This is a genomic window from Mycobacterium sp. G7A2 (genome assembly GCF_041902445.1).
Classification (GTDB): domain Bacteria; phylum Actinomycetota; class Actinomycetes; order Mycobacteriales; family Mycobacteriaceae; genus Mycobacterium.
Window position 1 is genome coordinate 4,549,461 of the sequence record NZ_CP169251.1, and the last position, 19,095, is coordinate 4,568,555.

Genomic DNA, 19,095 nt, shown 5'->3' on the forward strand with positions numbered 1-19,095 from the left:
TGTGTGGGACATCACTCGAGCATGAGAAGCTCGCTCAAAGCGCGCAATACCAACCGGCCAAACGCTCAACAAAACTGCGCGGTTCGGCCACCGTCCGAGGAGTACCGGCCATGTCGATCAAGCGCACCGACCGGATGCGGGAGGTGCTGTCATTGCTCCGCGACCGGGGCGAGGTCTCGTCGACGGTGCTGTGTGCGGAGTTGCGCGTCTCGGTGGCCACGCTGCGCCGCGACCTCGCCGAGCTGGAAGAGCAGGGCCTGCTGGTGCGCACCCACGGCGGTGCGCGCGCGCTGGACCCCAGCGGCAGCGAGATCCCGGTCCGGTTGCGCGATCACCGGATGGTGGCGATCAAGCGACGGATCGCCCAGCACGCCGCGGCGTTGGTGCCGCCCGGGCCGCAGGCGGTCGCGCTGACCGGCGGAGTGACCACCGGCGAGGTCGCCCGGGCGCTCAAGGGCAGGCCGAACATCACGATCGTCACCAACTCGCTGACCATCGCTGCCGACTGCGCCGTCGACGCGCACATGAAGGTGATCGCGACCGGGGGCCTGGTGCGCGCCAACACCCTGGAGGCGGTCGGCCCGATGTCCGAGCATGCGTTCCAGGTCATCACCGTCGGCACGGCGGTGCTGGGCGCGGACGGAATGTCAGCGGAGGTCGGCGCCACCACCTTCGACGAAGCCGAGGCCCGTACCGCGATCGCGATGGCCGCCAACGCCCAGCGCGTCATCGTCGCCGTCGACGGTTCCAAGATCGGCACCGTCACGCTCGCGAAAATGGTTCCGCTGGAACGGATCCATCACCTGGTGACCGACTCGACCGCCGACCGGCAGCAACTGAAGCTCATCCATGCCGCCGGGGTGCAGGTCCACGAGATCACCGTCGACTGAGTTCGTTCACGGCGACACGTCGGCGGCCTGCGGAACCTGTGCGGGCTCTGCCCGGCCGCCGCGGCCGATGCGGACCGTCTTCGCGCCGGGCACCGTCCGGGCCAGCGCGATGGCGATGCGACGCTCCGGGTCGTCGTCGAAGCGCCCCGCCAGCGTCACGTCACCGCCGCGCACCTGCGCGACCCAGCGCCGCTTACCGGTGTAGTCGTCGAGCAACTTCTGCACGCCGACCGCAATCGCGTCGTCACTGGTCAGGTCGAGGCGCAGCAGATCCCCTCGGCTGATGATGCCGATCACCCGTCCTTCGTCGTCGACGACGGGCAGGCTGCGAATCCCCTGGCCCAGCAACAGCTGGCCCACGACATGGACATCGGCGAACATCTCGGCGGCGAGTGCGGGACACGCCATCGCCTCGCCGGCTGTGGTGTGACCACGATGGTTGGCGCGCAACACGTCTCCGGCGGTGATCACACCCAGCAGCAGTCCGCCGTCGTCGACCACCGGCAGCGCGGCATAACCACAGTTGGCGAGAATCGCCCCCGCCTCGGACAACGGCGTGGCATGCCGGACGGTGACCACCGGCCTGGTCATGAAGTTCACAGCGGACCACATGATGGGGGTGCCTCCCTGGGCGAGTGCGAGCACGTTACGAACCACAATACACGAAGCACGTTGCGTAGTTTTTGGGTGGCCGGGCATGCACCTACGAAGTTCTATTCGCCAATATTGCTTCGACTTGAGTTACGGCGAACGGTGCGCCGGAAGCGAGACACCATGGACCACCGCCCGGCGTCTTCGCCGTCCGCGCAACGGCATTGGCCGGGCCGCCGACTCCCGAGGACGACGAGATCCCCCGTGACAATAGCTCAGCCCGGACCCCGCCGATCGGGAAAGCGGTCCAGCATGCAGCGCGCCGCCGCGGCCACCCGCGCGCGGTCGAACGTCATCACCATGTCGAATCTCTTCTCCCCACCCGGCGAGAGTCCCGCGCCCGGCCGTTCGCGGGCCAGCAGGCCGGCCGCCATGTCAGGGCCGAGCACCACCACCCCCCACTCAGCCAGCAGCGGGTCCCCGTCGTCCAGGCTCACCCACTTCACCCCGGGGCAGGGGGCTCTCGACGTACCCCCGCCGAGCACTGCGACCAGGGGCGAGCGCTCCGCCAACCCGAGATAGACGTCCACAGTGAGGCCGGTGAAGTATTTGGCCTCCTGCACCGCGGCCAGCACGATCGGTGGGCTGTCGGCCACCGACGCCAAATGCTCGATGTGGCGAGACAGCTGCAACACGGTCGGCTTACGCACCGCGCGGGTCATCAGTCCCGGTGCCGCCAGGTCGAAGGCCGACGCCTGGGCCGGTAGCGGTGACTGAGCCGTGTGGGTCGGGCGGTAGCTGCTCTGGGGCGGAACGAGCAGGTCACCGGGCCGGCCGAACCGGAACCCCTGCCCCAGCGTCGCGCCGTAGGCCAGGGCCTGCTCCAGATGCTCGTCGGTCTCGATGCCTTCGGCCAGGATCGTCGCGCCCGTGCGCTCGTGGTGGGCGATCACCGCGGCGATCGTGCGGGCCTGCAGCCTGTTGGGCTGATTCTGCACCAACTGCATGTCCAGCTTCAGGATGTCGGGAGCGACCAGATCCAGCAGCGCCAACGAATCGCTGTGCACCCCGATGTCGTCGAGCGCGATCGAATATCCGCCGGCACGCAGAGCGGCGACCTTGCGAAGCAGAGCGCTCGGATTGGTCAGCAACTCACGTTCGGTCAACTCGAAGACCAGGTGGCACTCCTCGGCGGCAGCGGTCACCTTTGCCGCAGCGCCCGGGTCCAGAGCCGCCGTGGTCGGCTCGACATTGATCAACAGCAGCATGCCCGAGGCCGCACCGCCCTGCATCGCCGCCTGCGCCGCCGAGCCGACGCAGTGGTGGTCCAGCGCGTCGAGCGTTCCGTTGACCCTCGCCCGGGCGAACACGTCGAGCGGACCGACATCCCGCAACCCCGGCCACCGTGCCAAGGCCTCGTAGCCGACCACGGTCTCATCGGGAAGCGACACCACGCGCTGGAACTGCGGTTCGACCCCCTGGCCCGCAGCGGCGTCGTCAAGCACGCTCGACATCACATTCCCCTCAGTCGAGTGGAACATACAACTTTACGGGAGTGTCCACCGACGCACCGGTGCAACAGTTACGCACTCGGACCCTCCCGTACATCCCCCCGTCACTGATCGCACCGAGGCGCCGTCGACGACACGCGGAGGAGCCTCGCGGCTTTCAGGCTCGGACCAACGCCGAGCGCGCGGACACGGTGCGCAAATCGGGCCAACCGCGCGGCCGGGTGCACGACCGGGGTTAGGCTCTGTCCATGCTCAGCAAAGCGGCTGAGCAGACGACGACGGGGGTCGGATGCGGTCGATTCTGCGTTGGTGGCGGAGCCCGGATCAATACGACTGGTTGTCGAGCTACATGCATGCCCGCGGTTTCACCCGCCCGGCGCAGATTCTGATGGCCGTGATCGCTGCGTCCGGCGCGCTCGTCCCCGCCAACGCGTTGTGGAGCCCGGCTCCGGCCAACTTCGCACTCCTCATTCCCGCGGCGGTGGTCGCGGGAGTGGCCGGCCTCGGCTACACCGCGCTGTGGCTGACGCGGTGGCCCACCCGCGCGCAGTCCATCGGATTCGCGTCGTTCATCTGCCTGAGCATCGGCCTCGGCAGCTGGGCTTCCGCCGACCCGCAGATCGGCTTGATGGCCTGCGCTGCGCTGGCCGTATCCGGCGGCTACTTCGCCTTCTTCCACTCCGCTCGGCTGGTCACCGCCAACTTCGTCGTCGCGCTCGCCGTCGCCACCACACACGTCTGGGCGATGGCCACGCACGGCGAGCTGGTGCTGGCGTTGACCATGGTCTTCCTCGTCGTCGAGCTCAACGCCGCCGTCCCGCTGGCCATCCAGATCATGGTGCACGCGTTGGGGATCGACCTCATCAAATCCGATCGTGACCCGCTCACCGGCCTGCTGAACCGGCGTTCATTCCAGCGTGCCGTCGTCGCAACGGTTCTCGACGGTCACCGTGCCGGCCGTTATCTGGCCTTCGCAATGATCGACCTGGACCGGTTCAAGGCGCTCAACGACACCCTCGGCCACAACGCCGGCGACGACGCCCTGGTCGAGGTCGGCCGCGCCCTGAGCGCGACGCTGCCGTCGTCGGCGATCGTGGGGCGGGTCGGCGGTGAGGAGTTCCTGGTCGCCGACATCATCACCTCACCGGTAGCGGAGACCCTCGGCGAACAGGCCCGCGCGGCCGTCACCACGACCCGCTACGGACTGACCGCCAGCGTCGGTACTGCCGCCGTCGACGTCACCGCGCTGAACACCGCCACCATCGTCGATTCGCTGCACTGGCTCACCGTGCAATCCGACGTCGCGATGTACACCGCCAAACGCGCCGGCGGTAACCGGGTGCACCACCACGGTCCGCTGCACACCCACCGGGCAGCCTCCGACGTCGAACGCGAAGACGGCCGCAACGTTACCGGCGGGTAAGGGACCGGCTCGCCGACACTCAAGGTGGGCCGCATAAACTGCCCGGGATATCGTCTTTAGGAAGCTCTTAAAAAATCGTGTCAACAGGAGGCGCTGTGGCCAGTCACGCCAGCTCGAAGATCTCCAAGGTACTCATCGCCAACCGCGGAGAGATCGCCGTCCGAGTCATCCGCGCAGCACGGGATGCCGGGCTGCAGAGCGTGGCGGTCTACGCCGAACCCGACGCCGACGCACCCCACGTCCGGCTCGCCGACGAGGCGTTCGCGCTGGGCGGGCAGACCTCCGCGGAGTCCTACCTGGTCTTCGAGAAGCTGCTCGACGCCGCCGCCAAGTCCGGCGCCAACGCCGTGCACCCCGGCTACGGCTTCCTGAGCGAGAATGCCGACTTCGCCCAGGCCGTCCTCGACGCCGGGCTGATCTGGATCGGGCCCAGCCCGCAGTCCATCCGCGACCTCGGCGACAAGGTCACCGCCCGTCACATCGCCGCCCGCGCCGAGGCCCCGCTGGTGCCCGGCACCCCCGACCCGGTCAAGGACGCCAACGAGGTCGTCGAGTTCGCCAAGGAGTACGGCGTCCCCGTCGCGATCAAGGCCGCGTTCGGCGGCGGCGGGCGCGGCATGAAGGTGGCCCGCACCATCGAGGAGATCCCCGAGCTGTTCGACTCGGCCACCCGCGAGGCCGTCGCCGCCTTCGGCCGCGGCGAGTGCTTCGTCGAGCGCTACCTGGACAAGCCGCGCCACGTCGAAGCCCAGGTCATCGCCGACATGCACGGCAACGTCGTCGTCGCGGGCACCCGCGACTGCTCGCTGCAGCGCCGCTTCCAGAAGCTGGTCGAGGAGGCCCCGGCGCCGTTCCTGACCGACGCGCAGCGCAAGGAGATCCACGAGTCCGCCAAGCGGATCTGCAAGGAGGCCGGCTACTACGGCGCCGGCACCGTCGAGTACCTGGTCGGCCAGGACGGCCTGATCAGCTTCCTCGAGGTCAACACCCGCCTGCAGGTCGAGCATCCCGTCACCGAGGAGACCTCCGGCATCGACCTGGTGCTGCAGCAGTTCAAGATCGCCAACGGCGAGCCGCTGTCCATCACCGAGGACCCGACCCCGCGCGGGCACTCCATCGAGTTCCGCATCAACGGCGAGGACGCCGGCCGCGGCTTCCTGCCCGCCCCCGGACCCGTCACCCGCTACGACATCCCGACCGGCCCCGGCGTGCGGCTGGACTCCGGTGTGGAAGCCGGCTCGGTGATCGGCGGCCAGTTCGACTCGATGCTGTCCAAGCTGATCGTCTCCGGCGCCACCCGCGAGGAGGCGCTGGCCCGCTCGCGGCGCGCGCTGGACGAATTCGTCGTCGAGGGCCTCGCCACCGTCATCCCGTTCCACCGCGCGGTGGTCTCCGATCCTGCCTTCATCGGTGACGGCACCAAGTTCGACGTGCACACCCGCTGGATCGAAACCGAGTGGGACAACACCATCGAGCCGTTCACCGGTGGCGACCCGATCGAAGAGGAAGACACCCTGCCGCGCCAGACCGTCGTCGTCGAGGTCGGTGGGCGTCGCCTCGAGGTATCGCTGCCCGGTGACCTGGCGCTCGGCGGGGGCGGCGGCGCCCCGGCCTCCGGGGTCATCCGCAAGAAGCCCAAGGCCCGCAAGCGCGGTGGTGCCGGCGGGGCCGCGGCCTCCGGCGACTCGGTGACCGCGCCCATGCAGGGCACTGTCGTCAAGGTCGCGGTCGAAGAGGGCCAGACCGTGGCCGCCGGCGAGCTGGTGGTGGTGCTCGAGGCGATGAAGATGGAGAACCCCGTCACCGCTCACAAGGACGGCGTCATCACCGGCCTGAACGCCGAGCCGGGCTCCGCCATCACCCAGGGCACCGTGATCTGCGAGATCAAGGGCGACTAGTCTTTCCCGCTTTGTGAATGCGCGAGCGCGCGCGTCTGCACACGACACTCCGTCGTTTTTCGTGCAGGTGCGTGCGCTCGTCGCGTTTGCGGGCCGGTTCACCGGTCGGGCATGCAGTGCGCCGCTCGATGATTAGCTGTGCTGCCTATGCGGGTATGGCTAGGCTACGCTGGGCGGGCATAGCGCCGGCACCGCGTATCCCGCGAAGCTGGCAATTTGCTCTTTCGTGAATTACTTCCCCTCCCCCGGCCTCCTCGTATATCGTTTGCTCACGTTGCGGTCAGAGGTTTGCTGAGCGGACCCGACTCAACAGTGGACCGAGGGGTGGAACGGCCCCGCTGCCTGCATGGGCAGCGGGGCCGATCCCTGTGCGAAGCTGTGCGGGTGGAGCCCATCGAAATCAATGCCGGCGCCTGGTACCTGCGCGCATTGCGTGCCGACGACCGCGTCGATGACCGCCCGGCCCTGGCCGACATGGGCCAGCACGACGCCGAGCACGTCGCCCGCCGCACGACACAGTGGGAGACGGACGCGCTGTACTCCTGGGCGGTCTGCGAACCGACCACCGGCGAACTGCTCGCCGAGGTCACCCTCGATCCGGCCAGCGGCAACATCGGGCTGCAGGCGCGCCGCGGTCACGCGCAGGCCGCACAGACCGGGGCCGATGCGGTCCGCCGGTTCGCCGACGCCATGCTCGGCTGACGCTGCGAATCTGGCGCGCGGAGGCACCCGCACGGTGCCGTAGCGCGGTTACCCCTGCGAATCTGGCGCGCGGAGGCACCCGCAGGGTGCCGTAGCGCGCCCGATTCGCCGGGATTCAGCGGCTCTGGTGCACCGTGGTGTCGGTGTGCGGCCCGGTCGCCTGCGAGGGCCAGTAGTAATAGCCCCAGTGCGGGTACATCATCGTCTGATGGGCGTAGGTGTCCGGCGTGGCGACCATGCTGCCGTCGTCGTTGACGGTCATCGACGCGCTCGCCGTGCCGGCCAGGCCGAGCGCGGCACCGCCGATGATTCCGGCGGAGACGAGGGGCAGAGCGATCAGCTGGATGATGCGGTTCATGTCGATCTCCTTGTGGTGGTGGGTGTTTCGCTGAGACAACTCTCTCCCACCACGGCCGCCCCGTCTGTCGGCGGATCAGCCGGCGCAGAGGATGAGTCGGCGTTCCCCCGATCGGGGGAAGACTCAGCTGACGTCGACGTCGCGACCAGTGGCGAGGTCGGCGCAGTCCACGAGCACGACGTCGTCGCGGGCCCGCAGGAACGGTCCTGCCCCCTGGTCCCCGTGCAGGTTGTCCAGCAGTGCGGGCCAGTACTCGCGGGCGAAAACCACCGGATGGCCGGGCCGATCCCCGTAGACCGCGCGGGCCAGACCTGTCGATTGCGCCGCAGCCAGCACCCGGCGCACCACCGCCGCGCCGATGTCGGGCGTGTCCACCGTCGTCAGCACCGCATATCGCGCAGTCTCGGGAAGCGCAGCCAGGCCGGCGCGCACCGAGGCGCTCAGCCCGTCAGCCCAGTCACCAGCGACGACGCCGCGAGCCGGCGGGGGAACCTCGACCACCGCGGCCCCCAGCACCACCACGACGTCCCCGCAGCCACCCTCATGCAACGCTGCGACGCCCGCACGCAGCCACGATCCTCCCCCGGCCAGCACCTTCGGCTTTCCGTAGCGGGTTCCGGCCCCCGCGGCCAGTAACACGCCTGAAGCCGAAAACTGTTGTTGCTCAGCCTTTTTCGTAGGGCACCTCCGCGCCGGTGACGACTGTGTGAATGCGACCCTGAACGTTTGTTAATAAGCTCTCACGATCATTGTCCAAGATCGACCAAAGGGCGTATCGTTCAAATCGAGGTTGATCAAGACAGCCTCCCAGCGTCATCGTCAACAGGGGCGAGAATCTGACCGCCCTCGTTATCGGCTTTTAGAAATAGGGCCCAAGCCTTGGCGTGAACACACAGAGAAAACGACTGATGGAGTTCACCATGCCTCACGTGCCCACCCACGACACGAACACTGCACTTGCGGCCACTGACCTGCAGGTCAGCCACACCGCGCAGTTCCAGACCACCTGGCCGCAGGGCGGCACAGCGGTCGTCGCCGCCTTCGGCGAACTCGACGCAGCCAACGGCGCGGAGTTCGTCGCCTACGCGATGGCCCAGGCCGAGCGCGCCCAGCACCTGGTCATCGACCTGACGGGCCTGACGTTCTTCGCCACCGCAGGCTTCACCGCACTGCACACCCTCAACGTGCAGACCGTCGGACAGGAAGTCCGCTGGGCACTAGCCTCGGCGCCGTCGGTGCAGCGTGTGCTGCGCATCTGCGATCCGGACGCTACGCTGCCCGTCTTCGTCGACGTCGACGAAGCGCTGCACGCCGTCCACCAGGATCCGCCTCCGCTACTCCATCTGGTCACGGAGTCGCGCTAGCGACTTCGCGAGCAGGCGGGACACGTGCATCTGCGAGATGCCGACCCGCTCGGCGATCTGCGTCTGCGTCATCGACTCGAAGAACCGCAGGACCAGCACGGTGCGCTCGCGCTCGGGCAAGCTCTCGAGCAGCGGCCGTAGCGACTCGCGATTCTCGATCTGATCCAGGCTGTTGTCGACGTCGCCGAGCGTGTCGGCGATCGCGGGAGCGTCCTCGTTTCCGCTGCCACCACTGTCGATCGACAGCGTGTTGTACGAGCTGCCCGCGACCAGGCCCTCGATGACCTCGTCGCGATCCATCTCGAGCTCGGCTGCCAGCTCCGACGCCGTCGGGGCGCGGCCCAAGCGTTGCGACAGGTCAGCGGTGGCCGAACCCAACCGCAGGTGAAGTTCCTTCAGGCGGCGCGGCACCTTCACCGACCAGCTGTTGTCCCGGAAGTGTCGGCGAACCTCGCCCATGATGGTGGGCACCGCGAACGACACGAAGTCCGAGCCGGCCGTCACGTCGAAGCGGATGACCGCGTTGACCAGACCTACGCGCGCAACCTGGACAAGATCGTCGCGTGGTTCACCGCGGCCGTCGAATCGCCGGGCGATGTGATCGGCCAGAGGCAGGCACCGCTCGACGATGCGGTCACGCTGGCGCTGGAACTTTGCCGAGTCCGCATCGAGCTCAGCCAACTCGCGGAACATGTCGGCAACGTCGGCATATTCAGAGCTCGGCCGTGAGGACGAACCCCTGGACGACGACCGCGTCACTGCAAGGAACTCGCTCGTCGCGTCATCATCGAGATCCCGAACACCTGCCCGTCTGGCGACGACCCGTTGGTGAACGTGTTGACCTCGTCGGTCAACGACGTCAGCACATGCCAGCTGAAGCTGCCCGGCGCGAGGATGTCGGAGCTCTCACAGGTGGTCGAGGCGTGCACGCACAGCGCTTCGGGCTGCGGGTCGACGACGACCAACAGGGTCGAGTTGGGCACCGCAGACCGGACCAGCCGCGTACACGCCTCGTCGACGGCCAGCCGCAGATCGGCCACTGCGTCGAAATCGAGGTCCTCGAACGTGCCGACCGCGGCGACGAGGGTGCGCAGGACGGCCAGATTCTCCAGCGAAGCCGCCACTCGCAGCTCGACCGCTTGTGGACTGTGCGAGTGTCCGTTGCTGCGGCTCACTACATCAGCCATCTGACCTCCCGGAAACTTGCCAGCGAGACTACCCCAGGCCGAACCCCTCCCGGCCATGGGCACTCCTGCGCGTGGCTGATGGACGTTACGGTCCCCGTAGGCTGGGGTAACCCCATGTCATGGACGCAAAACGCACGGAAGAGCCCGGCTCCAGGCGGTTGCGACGCGTTCTCGTGGTGGCCGGATCGACGCTGGCGGCCCTGATCTTGGTAGCGGTGGCGGTCTACGCCGTGGCGTTCTTGATGCTGGCACCGATGATGCAGTGACGGTGCTCTGTGAATGCTGGACATGGTGACAGATCAGTACCCCCTGCTCCTCAGAAGCCAAACACCCGTCAACGCCGTGTTTTGCCGCCGTGATGGCGTTGTCACGGAATGGTTTTCACTGCGATCCAGATCACTCGTTTGGGCGCGTGGGGCACCGGGAAGACTCGAACTGAGCTCAAGAAGCGGGCCAAGAACGACCTGTCCACACAACAGCGGAGGGTGAACATGGCTGACGACAAGAACAACAGCGGTCCCGAAGAGGGCATCAAGGGCGTCGTCGAAGACGTCAAGGGCAAGGCCAAGGAAGCGGTCGGTACCGTCACCGGTCGCAACGACATGGTCGACGAGGGCAAGGCCCAGCAGGACAAGGCCGACGCTCAGCGTGACGCCGCCAAGAAGGAAGCAGAGGCCGAAGCGGCCCGCTCCGGCGCCGACGCCGCTGAGAAGCGTCAAGAGTCCAACCAGTAGGAGCTTCGCATCGAGGGGCCCGGCCGATCGGCCGGGCCCTTCGCCGTGTGTGTGGGCTGGCGCCGAGCGAGGCTGGGTTGACGTGCGGGGCTGGGTTGGCGTGCGGGGCAGCATTGCCTGCGCCGCCGAACGCCGCCGAGCATTGAAATTGCCGTCAAGGCTGTGGATCGCGCCTACTTACGACCGCCTGCGCAATCTCGGTATGTATCCGCGCCGCTGAAAAGCTTGCCGCACGCGGAACTTGATGAACTCGGCGCTGTGCGCGTTCACGACCCGGATGTCATGCCATCCCTGCTGCTCGACGAACTCGGCTCGCCCGATGTCATAGACGTACGTCGGGCGATCGTCACTGTGATGGCTGCCTTCGTAGTCCAGGCCGATCATCGGTTCGTCGTAGCCCATGTCCAGGTAGGCCACGGTCGACCCGTCGGTCACTTTGATCTGGGTCCGCACAGGGTCGAGCCATTCGTCGACCAGGATCAGTCGCAGTCGCGTCTCCCTGGGCGATCGCGCACCGGCGTCCATCAAGCCCAGTGCAGTGGCGGCCCTGCGGGTACCCCGCGCCCCGGGGTATCGCTGCACCAGAGTCAGCACGTCGACGGCCTTCACACCCGTCGCTTGAGCAAGCGCATCGAGATCGGCCACGGCCTCGTTGCGTGGTCGATGCCGAGCGAGATCGAACGCGGTTCGCTGCACGGTGGTCACCAGCAGGCAACCGACCTGTGTGATCTCGTCACCGTCGAGTCTCTCGTTGCGAACGATGATGCCGGGCGGAGGTCGTCCGCACCGATAGATCATCTCGATAGGGGTCTGTCGGTCGACCCAACGGGCTCCATGCAGGGCGGCTGCCGCGCGTCCCGCGATCACTCCGTTGCGGCCCGACCACAGCCACGCTCCGAGGGTGCGGTCGACGGACTGATTGCGGCCGGGACATAGACGCCGGGGAACAATCTGCGATAGTTCCAGCGCAACGCCGCACGGGTGAGCCCGCCGCCGGCCAAGGCCTCACTGCCGATGAACACCCTTCGCATGAGGCGATGCTCACTGGCAGCCCCGACACAGCGGCGCGTCTAACACCCACATTGCGGCCAGGGCTGTGGACAACCGAAGAACGCAACCCTCAGCGCAATGTCGCGAACAAGGTGCGGCGGGTGCCCGCTTCAGCGTGCCGCGCCGAACAAGCTGCGGCGGGTGCCCGCGTCAGCGCAATGTCGCGAACAAGGTGCGGCGGGTGCCCGCTTCAGCGTGCCGCGCCGAACAGCCCGAGGACCGCCAGCGCCAGCAGCAACCAGGCCGCACCCAGCCACGCCCACCAGGCGAACTCGTCTCGCCGCACCCGCATCAGCCGCGCCAACGAGAACACTCCGCCCGCGGCGAGGATGACCGGCGCCCCGAGCGTGAGCGCCGTGCGCTGCGGCACGCCGCAGGCCAGCGGGTCCGCGACCGCTCCGGTGCACGTCCCGAGCCACAACCCGGCCAGGACGAAGAACACCAGCCCCGCAGCGGCGAAGCCCAGGCCCGTCCGCAAAGCATCCCGGACCCCGGTGTCGCCGTCGATGCTGCGATGCCCATGCTGGGACAGGTCGGTCATGGCCTGGCTCTTTCGTGTCGTACAACTGTGGAACCAGAAGTTCCCGGACACCCCGCCCGGTAAACCGGGTCTGTCGGGGTCGCGGCCTACGATGCGCGCGTGACGAGGCTGCGGTGGACGGTGCTGCTGGCGCTCGGCGTGGCCGCCGCCGTCACCGCCTACCTGGCCGGCGCGTCACCGCCGTGGAGCGTGGCCGCCGGGCTGCTCGCGATGGCCGCGCCCAGCTTTCTCATCGCCACCGTGGTGGCTGCCGCCACCCCCGGTCACCGGGAGCGCGATCGCGCCGATGCCATGTCCGGCACCGAGTTCGAGGATTACGTCGCGCACATCGCGCGCTCGGCCGGGGTGCCGGTGATCATGACGTCGATCAGCGGGGACTGGGGTGTCGACCTGATCGTCGGGCATCGCCCCAATCGGCTTGCCGTGCAGTGCAAACGGTACTCACGCCCGGTCGGCGCCAGCGCCGTGCAGGAGGTCGTCGCCGGTGCCGCGATGCAGGACTGCACCCGCACGATGGTCGTCACGAACCACGAATTCACCCCGGCGGCACGCAAACTGGCTGAACGTCACGGCTGCGAGCTCGTCAGTGGCGCGGAGCTGGCGGCGCTGCGGACGACGATCCGCCGGCTCACCCGGCCGAGCGAACCGACATCGACCTGAGCACCGCCCGCACCGCGTCGACCGCGGCGTCCAGCTCGTCGTGCGACACGGTCAACGCCGGCCGGAACCGGACACTGTCGGCTCCACATCCGAGCATGATCACCCCACGCCGCCACAGACCGTCGATCAGCGCGTCGCGCTGCGCGGCGTCGGGCATGCTGAACGCACACATCAGGCCTCGGCCGCGCACGTCGCGCACCAGGTCGGGAAAATGCTCCTCGAGTTCCTGTAGCCGTTCGATCAGGTAGCGGCCCCGCTCGGCGGCCTGCTCGAACAACCCGTCCGCCTCGATGACCTCCAGGATTCGGCGCGACCGCACCATGTCGGCCAGGTTGCCACCCCAGGTCGAGTTGATCCGCGAGCTGACGGTGAAGACGTTGTCGGCCACCTCGTCGGTGCGCCCACCCGCCATGACGCCGCACACCTGCGTCTTCTTGCCGAACGCGACCACGTCGGGGGTGACACCCAATTGCTGATAGGCCCAGGCGGTTCCGGTGATGCCGCATCCGGTCTGCACCTCGTCGAAGATCAGCAGCGCGTCGAACTCGTCGCACAGGCGGCGCATCGCGGCGAAGAACTGCGGCCGGAAATGGCGATCGCCGCCCTCGCCCTGGATCGGTTCGGCGATGAAGCAGGCGACGTCATGCGGGTTCGCCTCGAAGGCGGCGCGCGCTTGCCGCAGCGATTCGGCTTCCAGCGCAGCCATGGCGTCGTCGTCGAAACCGGGCCGGACATAGGGTGCATCGATGCGCGGCCAGTCGAACTTCGGGAAGCGGGCCACCTTGTTGGGGTCGGTGTTGGTCAGCGACATGGTGTAGCCGCTTCGACCGTGGAAGGCGCCGCGCAGGTGAAGCACCTTGGTACCCAACGCCGGATCGATCCCGCGACTCTCGTTGAGCCGGCTCTTCCAGTCGAACGCGACCTTCAAGGCGTTCTCGACGGCCAGCGCTCCCCCGTCGACGAAGAACAGGTGCGGCAGCGCCGGATCACCCAGCACGCGGGCGAACGTGTCGACGAAACGCGCCATCGGAATGCTGTAGACGTCGGAGTTGCTTGGCTTGTTCAACGCGGCGGCGGTGAGCTCGGCACGGAACTGCTCGTCATCGGCCAGGCCCGGATGGTTCATCCCCAACGCCGACGACGCGAAGAACGTGAACATGTCCAGGAAGCTGCGTCCGGTGCGCGCGTCGACGAGGCGTGAACCGCGCGAGCGATCGAGGTCGAGAACCAGATCCAGGCCGTCGGCGAGGATGCTGCGGGACAGAACGGGGCGGACATCGGCCGGAACCAGCGCAGGAAGGACGGCAGTCATTCCGCCATGGTACCGCTTATATTCCTGCCATGTCGCTTCTAGACCGCAACTAATCCGGCACGTATCGCCTTTCACTGTAAAAATTCTGTAGGATGATCGTGCTGCGCGTCTTCACGTCGGCGGCGGTACGGATGCGCTGCAGCAGCGCCTCCAACGCGCGCGCCGAGGCGACGTGCACCAGCAGCACATAGTTGTCCTCGCCGGCCACCGAGTAACACGCCTCGATTTCGGGGATGTGCTCCAGGCGGGCGGGGGCATCATCGGGTTGAGAGGGATCGAGAGGGGTGATCGCGACGAACGCCGACAGCATGGCGCCCACCGCCTCGGGGTTGATGCGCGCGGTGTATCCGGCCACCACCCCGCGCGATTCCAGCCGTCGCACCCGCGCCTGCACCGCCGAGACCGACAACCCCGCCGTCGCCGCCAGCTGCGCCAACGTCGCGCGACCATCGGCCACCAACTCCCGGACCAGCGTGCGGTCGATCTCGTCGAGTTCGCCGTCGCCCATGGGCGCACTGTATCCGAGCGCCGCGCCGACCCGCGCCGACAAGCCCCATCACACCGACCAGAAAGCCAGCCGCCCATGAGCACCGCCGTGTCCGCCGCCCTGCCCACCGCCGACGACCTGCGCTCCCGCGTCCGCGACGCCCTGGCTTCCGTCGGCGCGACGGTCGAACCCGGCAGCCCCAACGACGGCGGCCTGCCCGCAAGCACCGCGATCACCGGAGACGTGCTGTTCACCGTCCCCGAATCGACGCCCGCCGACGCTGACACGGCGATCGGCCAAGCAGCGGAAGCATTTTCGGCCTGGCGGGTGACCCCGGCGCCGGTGCGCGGAGCGCTGGTGGCCCGGCTCGGGGCGCTGCTCGTGGAACACAAGGCCGCGCTGGCGGCCCTGGTCACCATCGAAGCCGGCAAGATCACCTCCGAAGCCGCCGGCGAGGTCCAGGAGATGATCGACATCTGCGACTTCGCCGTCGGGTTGTCGCGCCAGCTGTACGGCAAGACGATCGCCTCCGAGCGGCCCGGGCACCGACTGATGGAAACCTGGCATCCGCTCGGCGTCGTCGGCGTCATCACCGCCTTCAACTTTCCGGTAGCGGTGTGGGCGTGGAACACCGCCGTCGCGCTGGTGTGCGGGGACACCGTGGTGTGGAAGCCTTCTGAGCTCACTCCGCTGACCGCACTGGCCTGTCAGGCGCTGCTCGAGCGGGCCTGCGCCGACGTCGGCGCACCCGCCGGCGTGAGCCGGTTGATCCTGGGCGGCCGCGAGGTCGGCGAGCGCCTGATCGACGACTCCCGGGTCGCGCTGGTGAGCGCGACGGGATCGGTGCGCATGGGTAAGCAGGTCGGCCCCCGGGTCGCCGAACGCTTCGGCAAGGTTCTGCTCGAACTGGGCGGCAACAACGCCGCGATCGTGACCCCGGCCGCCGATCTGGACCTCGCCGTGCGCGGCATCGTGTTCTCTGCCGCCGGAACCGCGGGACAGCGATGCACGACGCTGCGCCGACTGATCGTGCACTCGTCGGTTGCCGATGACCTGGTGTCGAGGATCGTGGCGGCGTACCGGCAGCTGCCGGTGGGCGATCCGTTCGCCTCGGACACCCTGGTGGGGCCACTGATCCACGAGACCGCCTACCGCGACATGGTGGGCGCGCTGCAGCAGGCACGTGACGAAGGCGGCGAGGTGACCGGCGGGGAGCGCGTCGACACCGGCGCCTCCGAGGCCTTCTATGTCGAACCCGCCGTGGTGCGGATGCCCGAACAGACCGCCATCGTGCACACCGAGACGTTCGCGCCGATCCTCTACGTGCTGACCTATGACACGCTCGACGAGGCGATCGCGCTGAACAACGCGGTGCCGCAGGGGTTGTCGTCGTCGATCTTCACCACCGATGTGCGCGAGGCGGAGCGGTTCCTGGCTGCCGACGGTTCGGACTGCGGCATCGCCAACGTGAACATCGGCACGTCAGGCGCGGAGATCGGCGGCGCATTCGGCGGCGAGAAGCAGACCGGCGGCGGTCGCGAATCCGGATCGGATGCGTGGAAGGCCTACATGCGACGCGCGACGAACACGGTCAACTACTCTTCGGAGCTGCCGCTGGCCCAGGGTGTGCATTTCGGCTGACCGGCACTCCCTGCCCCGCGAGCGTGCGAGTCTGCACGACGACACGCCGCTCCACGCTGTGATTCTCCGCGCGCTCGTGGCGCGCGAAGGCACACTCTGTACATGGATCTCGCGGGCAAGGTCGCCGTCGTCACCGGCGGAGCATCGGGAATCGGGCAGGCACTGGCCCGGCAACTGGCCGAACAAGACGTGCGGGTCGTGGTCGGCGACCTGGACGAGGCCGGTGCGCATCAGAGCGCGTCGGACATCCGGGCGGCCGGCGGCCAGGCCATCGCCCTGCGGGCCGATGCCGCGGACACCGAGGACATCGCAGCGCTGCTACGGCTGGCCGGCGACGAGTTCGCACCCGTGGACATCTACGTCGCCAACGCCGGAGTCATCGGGGCGCCCGCGCTCGGCTCCGAAGCCGACTGGGATGTGACCCTCGACGTGAACCTGCGTGCCCATATCCGCGCCGCGCGCCTGCTGGTGCCGCATTGGCGTTCGATCGGTAGTGGCTACTTCGTGTCGGTGGCCTCGGCCGCGGGCCTACTGACCCAGCTCGGTGCCGCGGGCTACGCGGTGAGCAAACACGCCGCCGTCGGGTTCGCCGAATGGCTCGCGATCACCTACGGCGACGACGGCATCGGGGTCAGCTGTGTGTGCCCGCTGGGCGTGGAAACGCCTCTGCTGCAGAACATCCGCGGCATCGACGACGCCGACGCCCGGCTCGGCGCGTCGTCGATCGAACACTCGGCGGCGGTCATCAGCGCCGACGACGTCGCGGCGGCCACACTCGAGGCGATGCGCACCGACCGGTTCCTGGTGCTCCCCCATCCCGAGCTGCTCGAGATGTACCGGCACAAGGGCGCCGACTACGACCGGTGGATCGCCGGGATGCGCCGTTACCAGCGGACGCTGCGCAACGATTAGCTCGTCACCGTCTCCGCGGAGAACTCTCGGATCGCCGAAAAGGCCCGCGCCCCATAGACGGTCGCCGGTCCGCCGTGCATCATGATGCCCACCGCGATCGCCTCGGCAGCCTCCTGCTCGGTGGCCCCGGCCCGGACCGCTCCTTTGGCGTGCGAGGCGATGCACCCGTCGCAGCCGTGGACGACACCGATCGTCATCGCGATGAGCTCTTTGACCTTGCGGCTCAACGCACCGTCGGACAGGGCCGCCGCGCTGATGGCGTTGAAGCCCTGATACACCTCCGGGATTGCCTGCCGCAGCGCCCGGTGTTCGGGCCGCAACTCGTCGAGAACGTCGTGATAGTGCCGCTCGCCATCGTCCATACCGCCCAGTGTGGCGACGGGCATGGGAGGCGAGAAGGGCCGAAAGTACTCACTCGCCGGGCGCGAGCGGGCGCTGGGTGCAGGAGGTGGGGCTATCGGCGGCGCAGGGTGAGGTGGAAATCCTTGGGCATCAGAGTCAACCGCTCGGCGACCTGCAGTTCGTAGTCCGGGTCGGGGATCAACTCGTAGCGGCGAAGCAGCACCGCCAGCAGCAGCACCGCCTCATGCAGCGCGAACTGCCGACCGATGCACGACCGGGGTCCCGTGCCGAACGGCTTGTACAACCCCGCCGGACGGGCCTTGACGTTCTCGGGCGCGAAACGGTCCGGATCGAAGGCATCGGGATCGTCACCCCAGCGCGGGTCGCGGTGCAGCGTCATCGTCAACGCCAGCACCCAGTCGCCCTTGCGCATCGGGTGCACCCCGGCCAGCAACGTGTCGTCGCGGGCCGCGCGATAGTAGCCGGGCACCGTCGGGTGCAGGCGCAGCGCCTCGTCGAACACCCGCCGCACATAGCGCAGCTTGGCGATCAGGTCGAAGTCCGGGCGCTGCTGCTCGCCCCAGACCTCGGCGATCTCAGCGCGGGCGCGGTCGGCGATCTCCGGATGCCGGGCCAGGAAGTACAGCGCGAACGACAAGGCGCCCGAGGTGGTTTCGTGCCCGGCGACCAGGAAGTTGATCAGCTGATAGCGGATGTTGGCCGGCTCGAGGTCGGACTGCAGCATCAGCTCGAGAAGGTCGTCGTGACGGCCCGGGCCCTCGCGCAACCGTTCGGCGACGATCTCGTCCGCGATCCGGTGCATCGCCGCGGCGTGCACCAGGACATGCCGCTCGGCACGACGGGCGAACCAGCGCGGCAGGAAGGTCTGCCGCAGCACACCCACGCGGTCGGAACCCTTCAGTCCGGCCACCATGTGCTCGACGAACGGGTGCGGATCTTCGGAGTCGAACGCGCCGAACGGATGTCCGGCCGCGCACCTCCCGATGGTCTCCAGTGTCGCCCGGGTGGCGTCGGCGGACACGTCGACGGTCTCGCGCTCATCCCAGCGGGCGGTCAGTTCGTCGGCGACGTCGAACATGATCGCGTGGTACTGACGCATCGCCTGCTGGCTGAAGGCGGGCATCAGCACATCGTGGGCTCTCTGCCAGTTCGGTTCGTCGTTGTAGGCGGTGAACAAGCCGTCGCCGCCGAGGAGCCGCAGCGCCTCGATGTCGGGACCGACGTGCTTGCAGAAGCGGCTCTCGTCATTGAGTTCGGCGACGACATCGGATCCGGCGGCCACGACATAGCGCGCACCCAGGAACCGGAACTCGAACACCGGCCCGAGCTGGGCCAGCTTCATCGCCGACTGGGACGGGGTGTCGGCGTCGAAGGACAGCACATCACCGATGAGCGGCAACCGGCGACCCGGGTGCGGCAACTTGGGGAACGCGCGCCGGTCGTCGACGATGGACATGACCCCAGCCTCCGC

The 19,095-nt window shown here is 68.3% G+C and carries 21 protein-coding genes and 1 pseudogene; 10 read left to right on the top strand and 12 right to left on the bottom strand.

Annotation, left to right across the window (positions count from 1 at the left end; genetic code table 11):
* The first annotated feature begins 110 nt into the window (after positions 1-110).
* Positions 111-890, top strand: a complete 780-nt coding sequence (locus ACEWX3_RS21530) for a DeoR/GlpR family DNA-binding transcription regulator (protein WP_207065506.1) — start codon at positions 111-113, stop codon at positions 888-890.
* Between the two features lie 6 nt (positions 891-896).
* On the opposite strand, the gene ACEWX3_RS21535 is transcribed toward ACEWX3_RS21530, so the two are convergent.
* Together ACEWX3_RS21535 and ACEWX3_RS21540 are read right to left on the bottom strand one after the other, a co-directional pair.
* The gene (locus ACEWX3_RS21535) at positions 897-1,502 is read right to left on the bottom strand and encodes a CBS domain-containing protein (protein WP_207065507.1); all 606 of its coding nucleotides are present in this window, start codon (positions 1,500-1,502) and stop codon (positions 897-899) included.
* A gap of 254 nt (positions 1,503-1,756) precedes the next feature.
* Positions 1,757-2,995, bottom strand: a complete 1,239-nt coding sequence (locus ACEWX3_RS21540; protein WP_374157648.1) for an EAL domain-containing protein — start codon at positions 2,993-2,995, stop codon at positions 1,757-1,759.
* Between the two features lie 286 nt (positions 2,996-3,281).
* On the opposite strand from ACEWX3_RS21540, the gene ACEWX3_RS21545 reads away from it, so the two are divergent.
* The 3 genes from ACEWX3_RS21545 to ACEWX3_RS21555 all read left to right on the top strand — a co-directional run bounded on the left by ACEWX3_RS21545 (position 3,282) and on the right by ACEWX3_RS21555 (position 7,015).
* Positions 3,282-4,415, top strand: coding sequence for a diguanylate cyclase (locus ACEWX3_RS21545; RefSeq protein ID WP_374157649.1), 1,134 nt, complete (start codon positions 3,282-3,284; stop codon positions 4,413-4,415).
* A 95-nt stretch (positions 4,416-4,510) separates the two neighbouring features.
* A complete protein-coding gene (locus tag ACEWX3_RS21550; protein WP_207065510.1) occupies positions 4,511-6,313 on the top strand; it encodes an acetyl/propionyl/methylcrotonyl-CoA carboxylase subunit alpha in 1,803 nt (600 codons plus the stop codon).
* A gap of 384 nt (positions 6,314-6,697) precedes the next feature.
* Positions 6,698-7,015 (top strand): hypothetical protein, encoded by a 318-nt coding sequence (locus tag ACEWX3_RS21555; protein WP_374157650.1) that lies wholly within the window; start codon positions 6,698-6,700, stop codon positions 7,013-7,015.
* A 115-nt stretch (positions 7,016-7,130) separates the two neighbouring features.
* On the opposite strand, the gene ACEWX3_RS21560 is transcribed toward ACEWX3_RS21555, so the two are convergent.
* Together ACEWX3_RS21560 and ACEWX3_RS21565 are read right to left on the bottom strand one after the other, a co-directional pair.
* Positions 7,131-7,373, bottom strand: coding sequence for a hypothetical protein (locus ACEWX3_RS21560; RefSeq protein ID WP_152516103.1), 243 nt, complete (start codon positions 7,371-7,373; stop codon positions 7,131-7,133).
* 123 nt (positions 7,374-7,496) lie between these two features.
* The gene (locus ACEWX3_RS21565; RefSeq protein WP_374157651.1) at positions 7,497-8,012 is read right to left on the bottom strand and encodes an NTP transferase domain-containing protein; all 516 of its coding nucleotides are present in this window, start codon (positions 8,010-8,012) and stop codon (positions 7,497-7,499) included.
* Between the two features lie 281 nt (positions 8,013-8,293).
* On the opposite strand from ACEWX3_RS21565, the gene ACEWX3_RS21570 reads away from it, so the two are divergent.
* Positions 8,294-8,737: an STAS domain-containing protein gene (locus tag ACEWX3_RS21570; protein ID WP_374157652.1), complete on the top strand. Its 444-nt coding sequence runs from the start codon at positions 8,294-8,296 to the stop codon at positions 8,735-8,737.
* Here ACEWX3_RS21570 and ACEWX3_RS21575 read toward each other — a convergent pair.
* Together ACEWX3_RS21575 and ACEWX3_RS21580 are read right to left on the bottom strand one after the other, a co-directional pair.
* Entirely contained in the window at positions 8,708-9,430 is a 723-nt protein-coding gene (locus ACEWX3_RS21575) for an RNA polymerase sigma factor SigF (RefSeq protein WP_374157653.1), read from the bottom strand. The two genes, ACEWX3_RS21570 and ACEWX3_RS21575, sit on opposite strands and share 30 nt — an antisense overlap.
* A 62-nt stretch (positions 9,431-9,492) precedes the next feature.
* The gene (locus ACEWX3_RS21580) at positions 9,493-9,924 is read right to left on the bottom strand and encodes an ATP-binding protein (RefSeq protein ID WP_163673375.1); all 432 of its coding nucleotides are present in this window, start codon (positions 9,922-9,924) and stop codon (positions 9,493-9,495) included.
* Positions 9,925-10,043: 119 nt separating this feature from the next.
* Here ACEWX3_RS21580 and ACEWX3_RS21585 point away from each other — a divergent pair, with 119 nt between their 5' ends.
* Together ACEWX3_RS21585 and ACEWX3_RS21590 are read left to right on the top strand one after the other, a co-directional pair.
* Positions 10,044-10,190: a hypothetical protein gene (locus ACEWX3_RS21585; protein ID WP_207065513.1), complete on the top strand. Its 147-nt coding sequence runs from the start codon at positions 10,044-10,046 to the stop codon at positions 10,188-10,190.
* 225 nt (positions 10,191-10,415) lie between these two features.
* Positions 10,416-10,658, top strand: a complete 243-nt coding sequence (locus tag ACEWX3_RS21590; protein ID WP_207065514.1) for a CsbD family protein — start codon at positions 10,416-10,418, stop codon at positions 10,656-10,658.
* Positions 10,659-10,812: 154 nt separating this feature from the next.
* Here the strand turns inward: ACEWX3_RS21590 and ACEWX3_RS21595 are convergent.
* Positions 10,813-11,689, bottom strand: a pseudogene (locus ACEWX3_RS21595) (hypothetical protein).
* 209 nt (positions 11,690-11,898) lie between these two features.
* Positions 11,899-12,249, bottom strand: a complete 351-nt coding sequence (locus tag ACEWX3_RS21600) for a hypothetical protein (RefSeq protein WP_221349040.1) — start codon at positions 12,247-12,249, stop codon at positions 11,899-11,901.
* A gap of 99 nt (positions 12,250-12,348) precedes the next feature.
* Here ACEWX3_RS21600 and ACEWX3_RS21605 point away from each other — a divergent pair, with 99 nt between their 5' ends.
* Complete coding sequence (locus ACEWX3_RS21605; RefSeq protein WP_374157654.1) at positions 12,349-12,909, top strand: restriction endonuclease; 561 nt, start codon at positions 12,349-12,351, stop codon at positions 12,907-12,909.
* Here ACEWX3_RS21605 and lat read toward each other — a convergent pair.
* A complete protein-coding gene (lat, locus tag ACEWX3_RS21610) occupies positions 12,878-14,221 on the bottom strand; it encodes an L-lysine 6-transaminase (protein WP_374157655.1) in 1,344 nt (447 codons plus the stop codon). The two genes, ACEWX3_RS21605 and lat, sit on opposite strands and share 32 nt — an antisense overlap.
* A gap of 49 nt (positions 14,222-14,270) precedes the next feature.
* Positions 14,271-14,729 (bottom strand): Lrp/AsnC family transcriptional regulator, encoded by a 459-nt coding sequence (locus tag ACEWX3_RS21615; protein ID WP_374157656.1) that lies wholly within the window; start codon positions 14,727-14,729, stop codon positions 14,271-14,273.
* A 75-nt stretch (positions 14,730-14,804) separates the two neighbouring features.
* On the opposite strand from ACEWX3_RS21615, the gene ACEWX3_RS21620 reads away from it, so the two are divergent.
* Together ACEWX3_RS21620 and ACEWX3_RS21625 are read left to right on the top strand one after the other, a co-directional pair.
* The gene (locus tag ACEWX3_RS21620) at positions 14,805-16,349 is read left to right on the top strand and encodes an aldehyde dehydrogenase family protein (RefSeq protein WP_374157657.1); all 1,545 of its coding nucleotides are present in this window, start codon (positions 14,805-14,807) and stop codon (positions 16,347-16,349) included.
* Between the two features lie 102 nt (positions 16,350-16,451).
* Positions 16,452-17,261: an SDR family NAD(P)-dependent oxidoreductase gene (locus ACEWX3_RS21625; protein WP_221349048.1), complete on the top strand. Its 810-nt coding sequence runs from the start codon at positions 16,452-16,454 to the stop codon at positions 17,259-17,261.
* Here ACEWX3_RS21625 and ACEWX3_RS21630 read toward each other — a convergent pair.
* Together ACEWX3_RS21630 and ACEWX3_RS21635 are read right to left on the bottom strand one after the other, a co-directional pair.
* Positions 17,258-17,623 carry a carboxymuconolactone decarboxylase family protein gene (locus ACEWX3_RS21630; protein WP_374157658.1) on the bottom strand — a complete coding sequence of 122 codons (366 nt, stop codon included), beginning with the start codon at positions 17,621-17,623 and terminating at the stop codon, positions 17,258-17,260. The two genes, ACEWX3_RS21625 and ACEWX3_RS21630, sit on opposite strands and share 4 nt — an antisense overlap.
* A 92-nt stretch (positions 17,624-17,715) precedes the next feature.
* Positions 17,716-19,080, bottom strand: a complete 1,365-nt coding sequence (locus ACEWX3_RS21635) for a cytochrome P450 (RefSeq protein ID WP_374157659.1) — start codon at positions 19,078-19,080, stop codon at positions 17,716-17,718.
* Positions 19,081-19,095 lie beyond the last annotated feature (15 nt).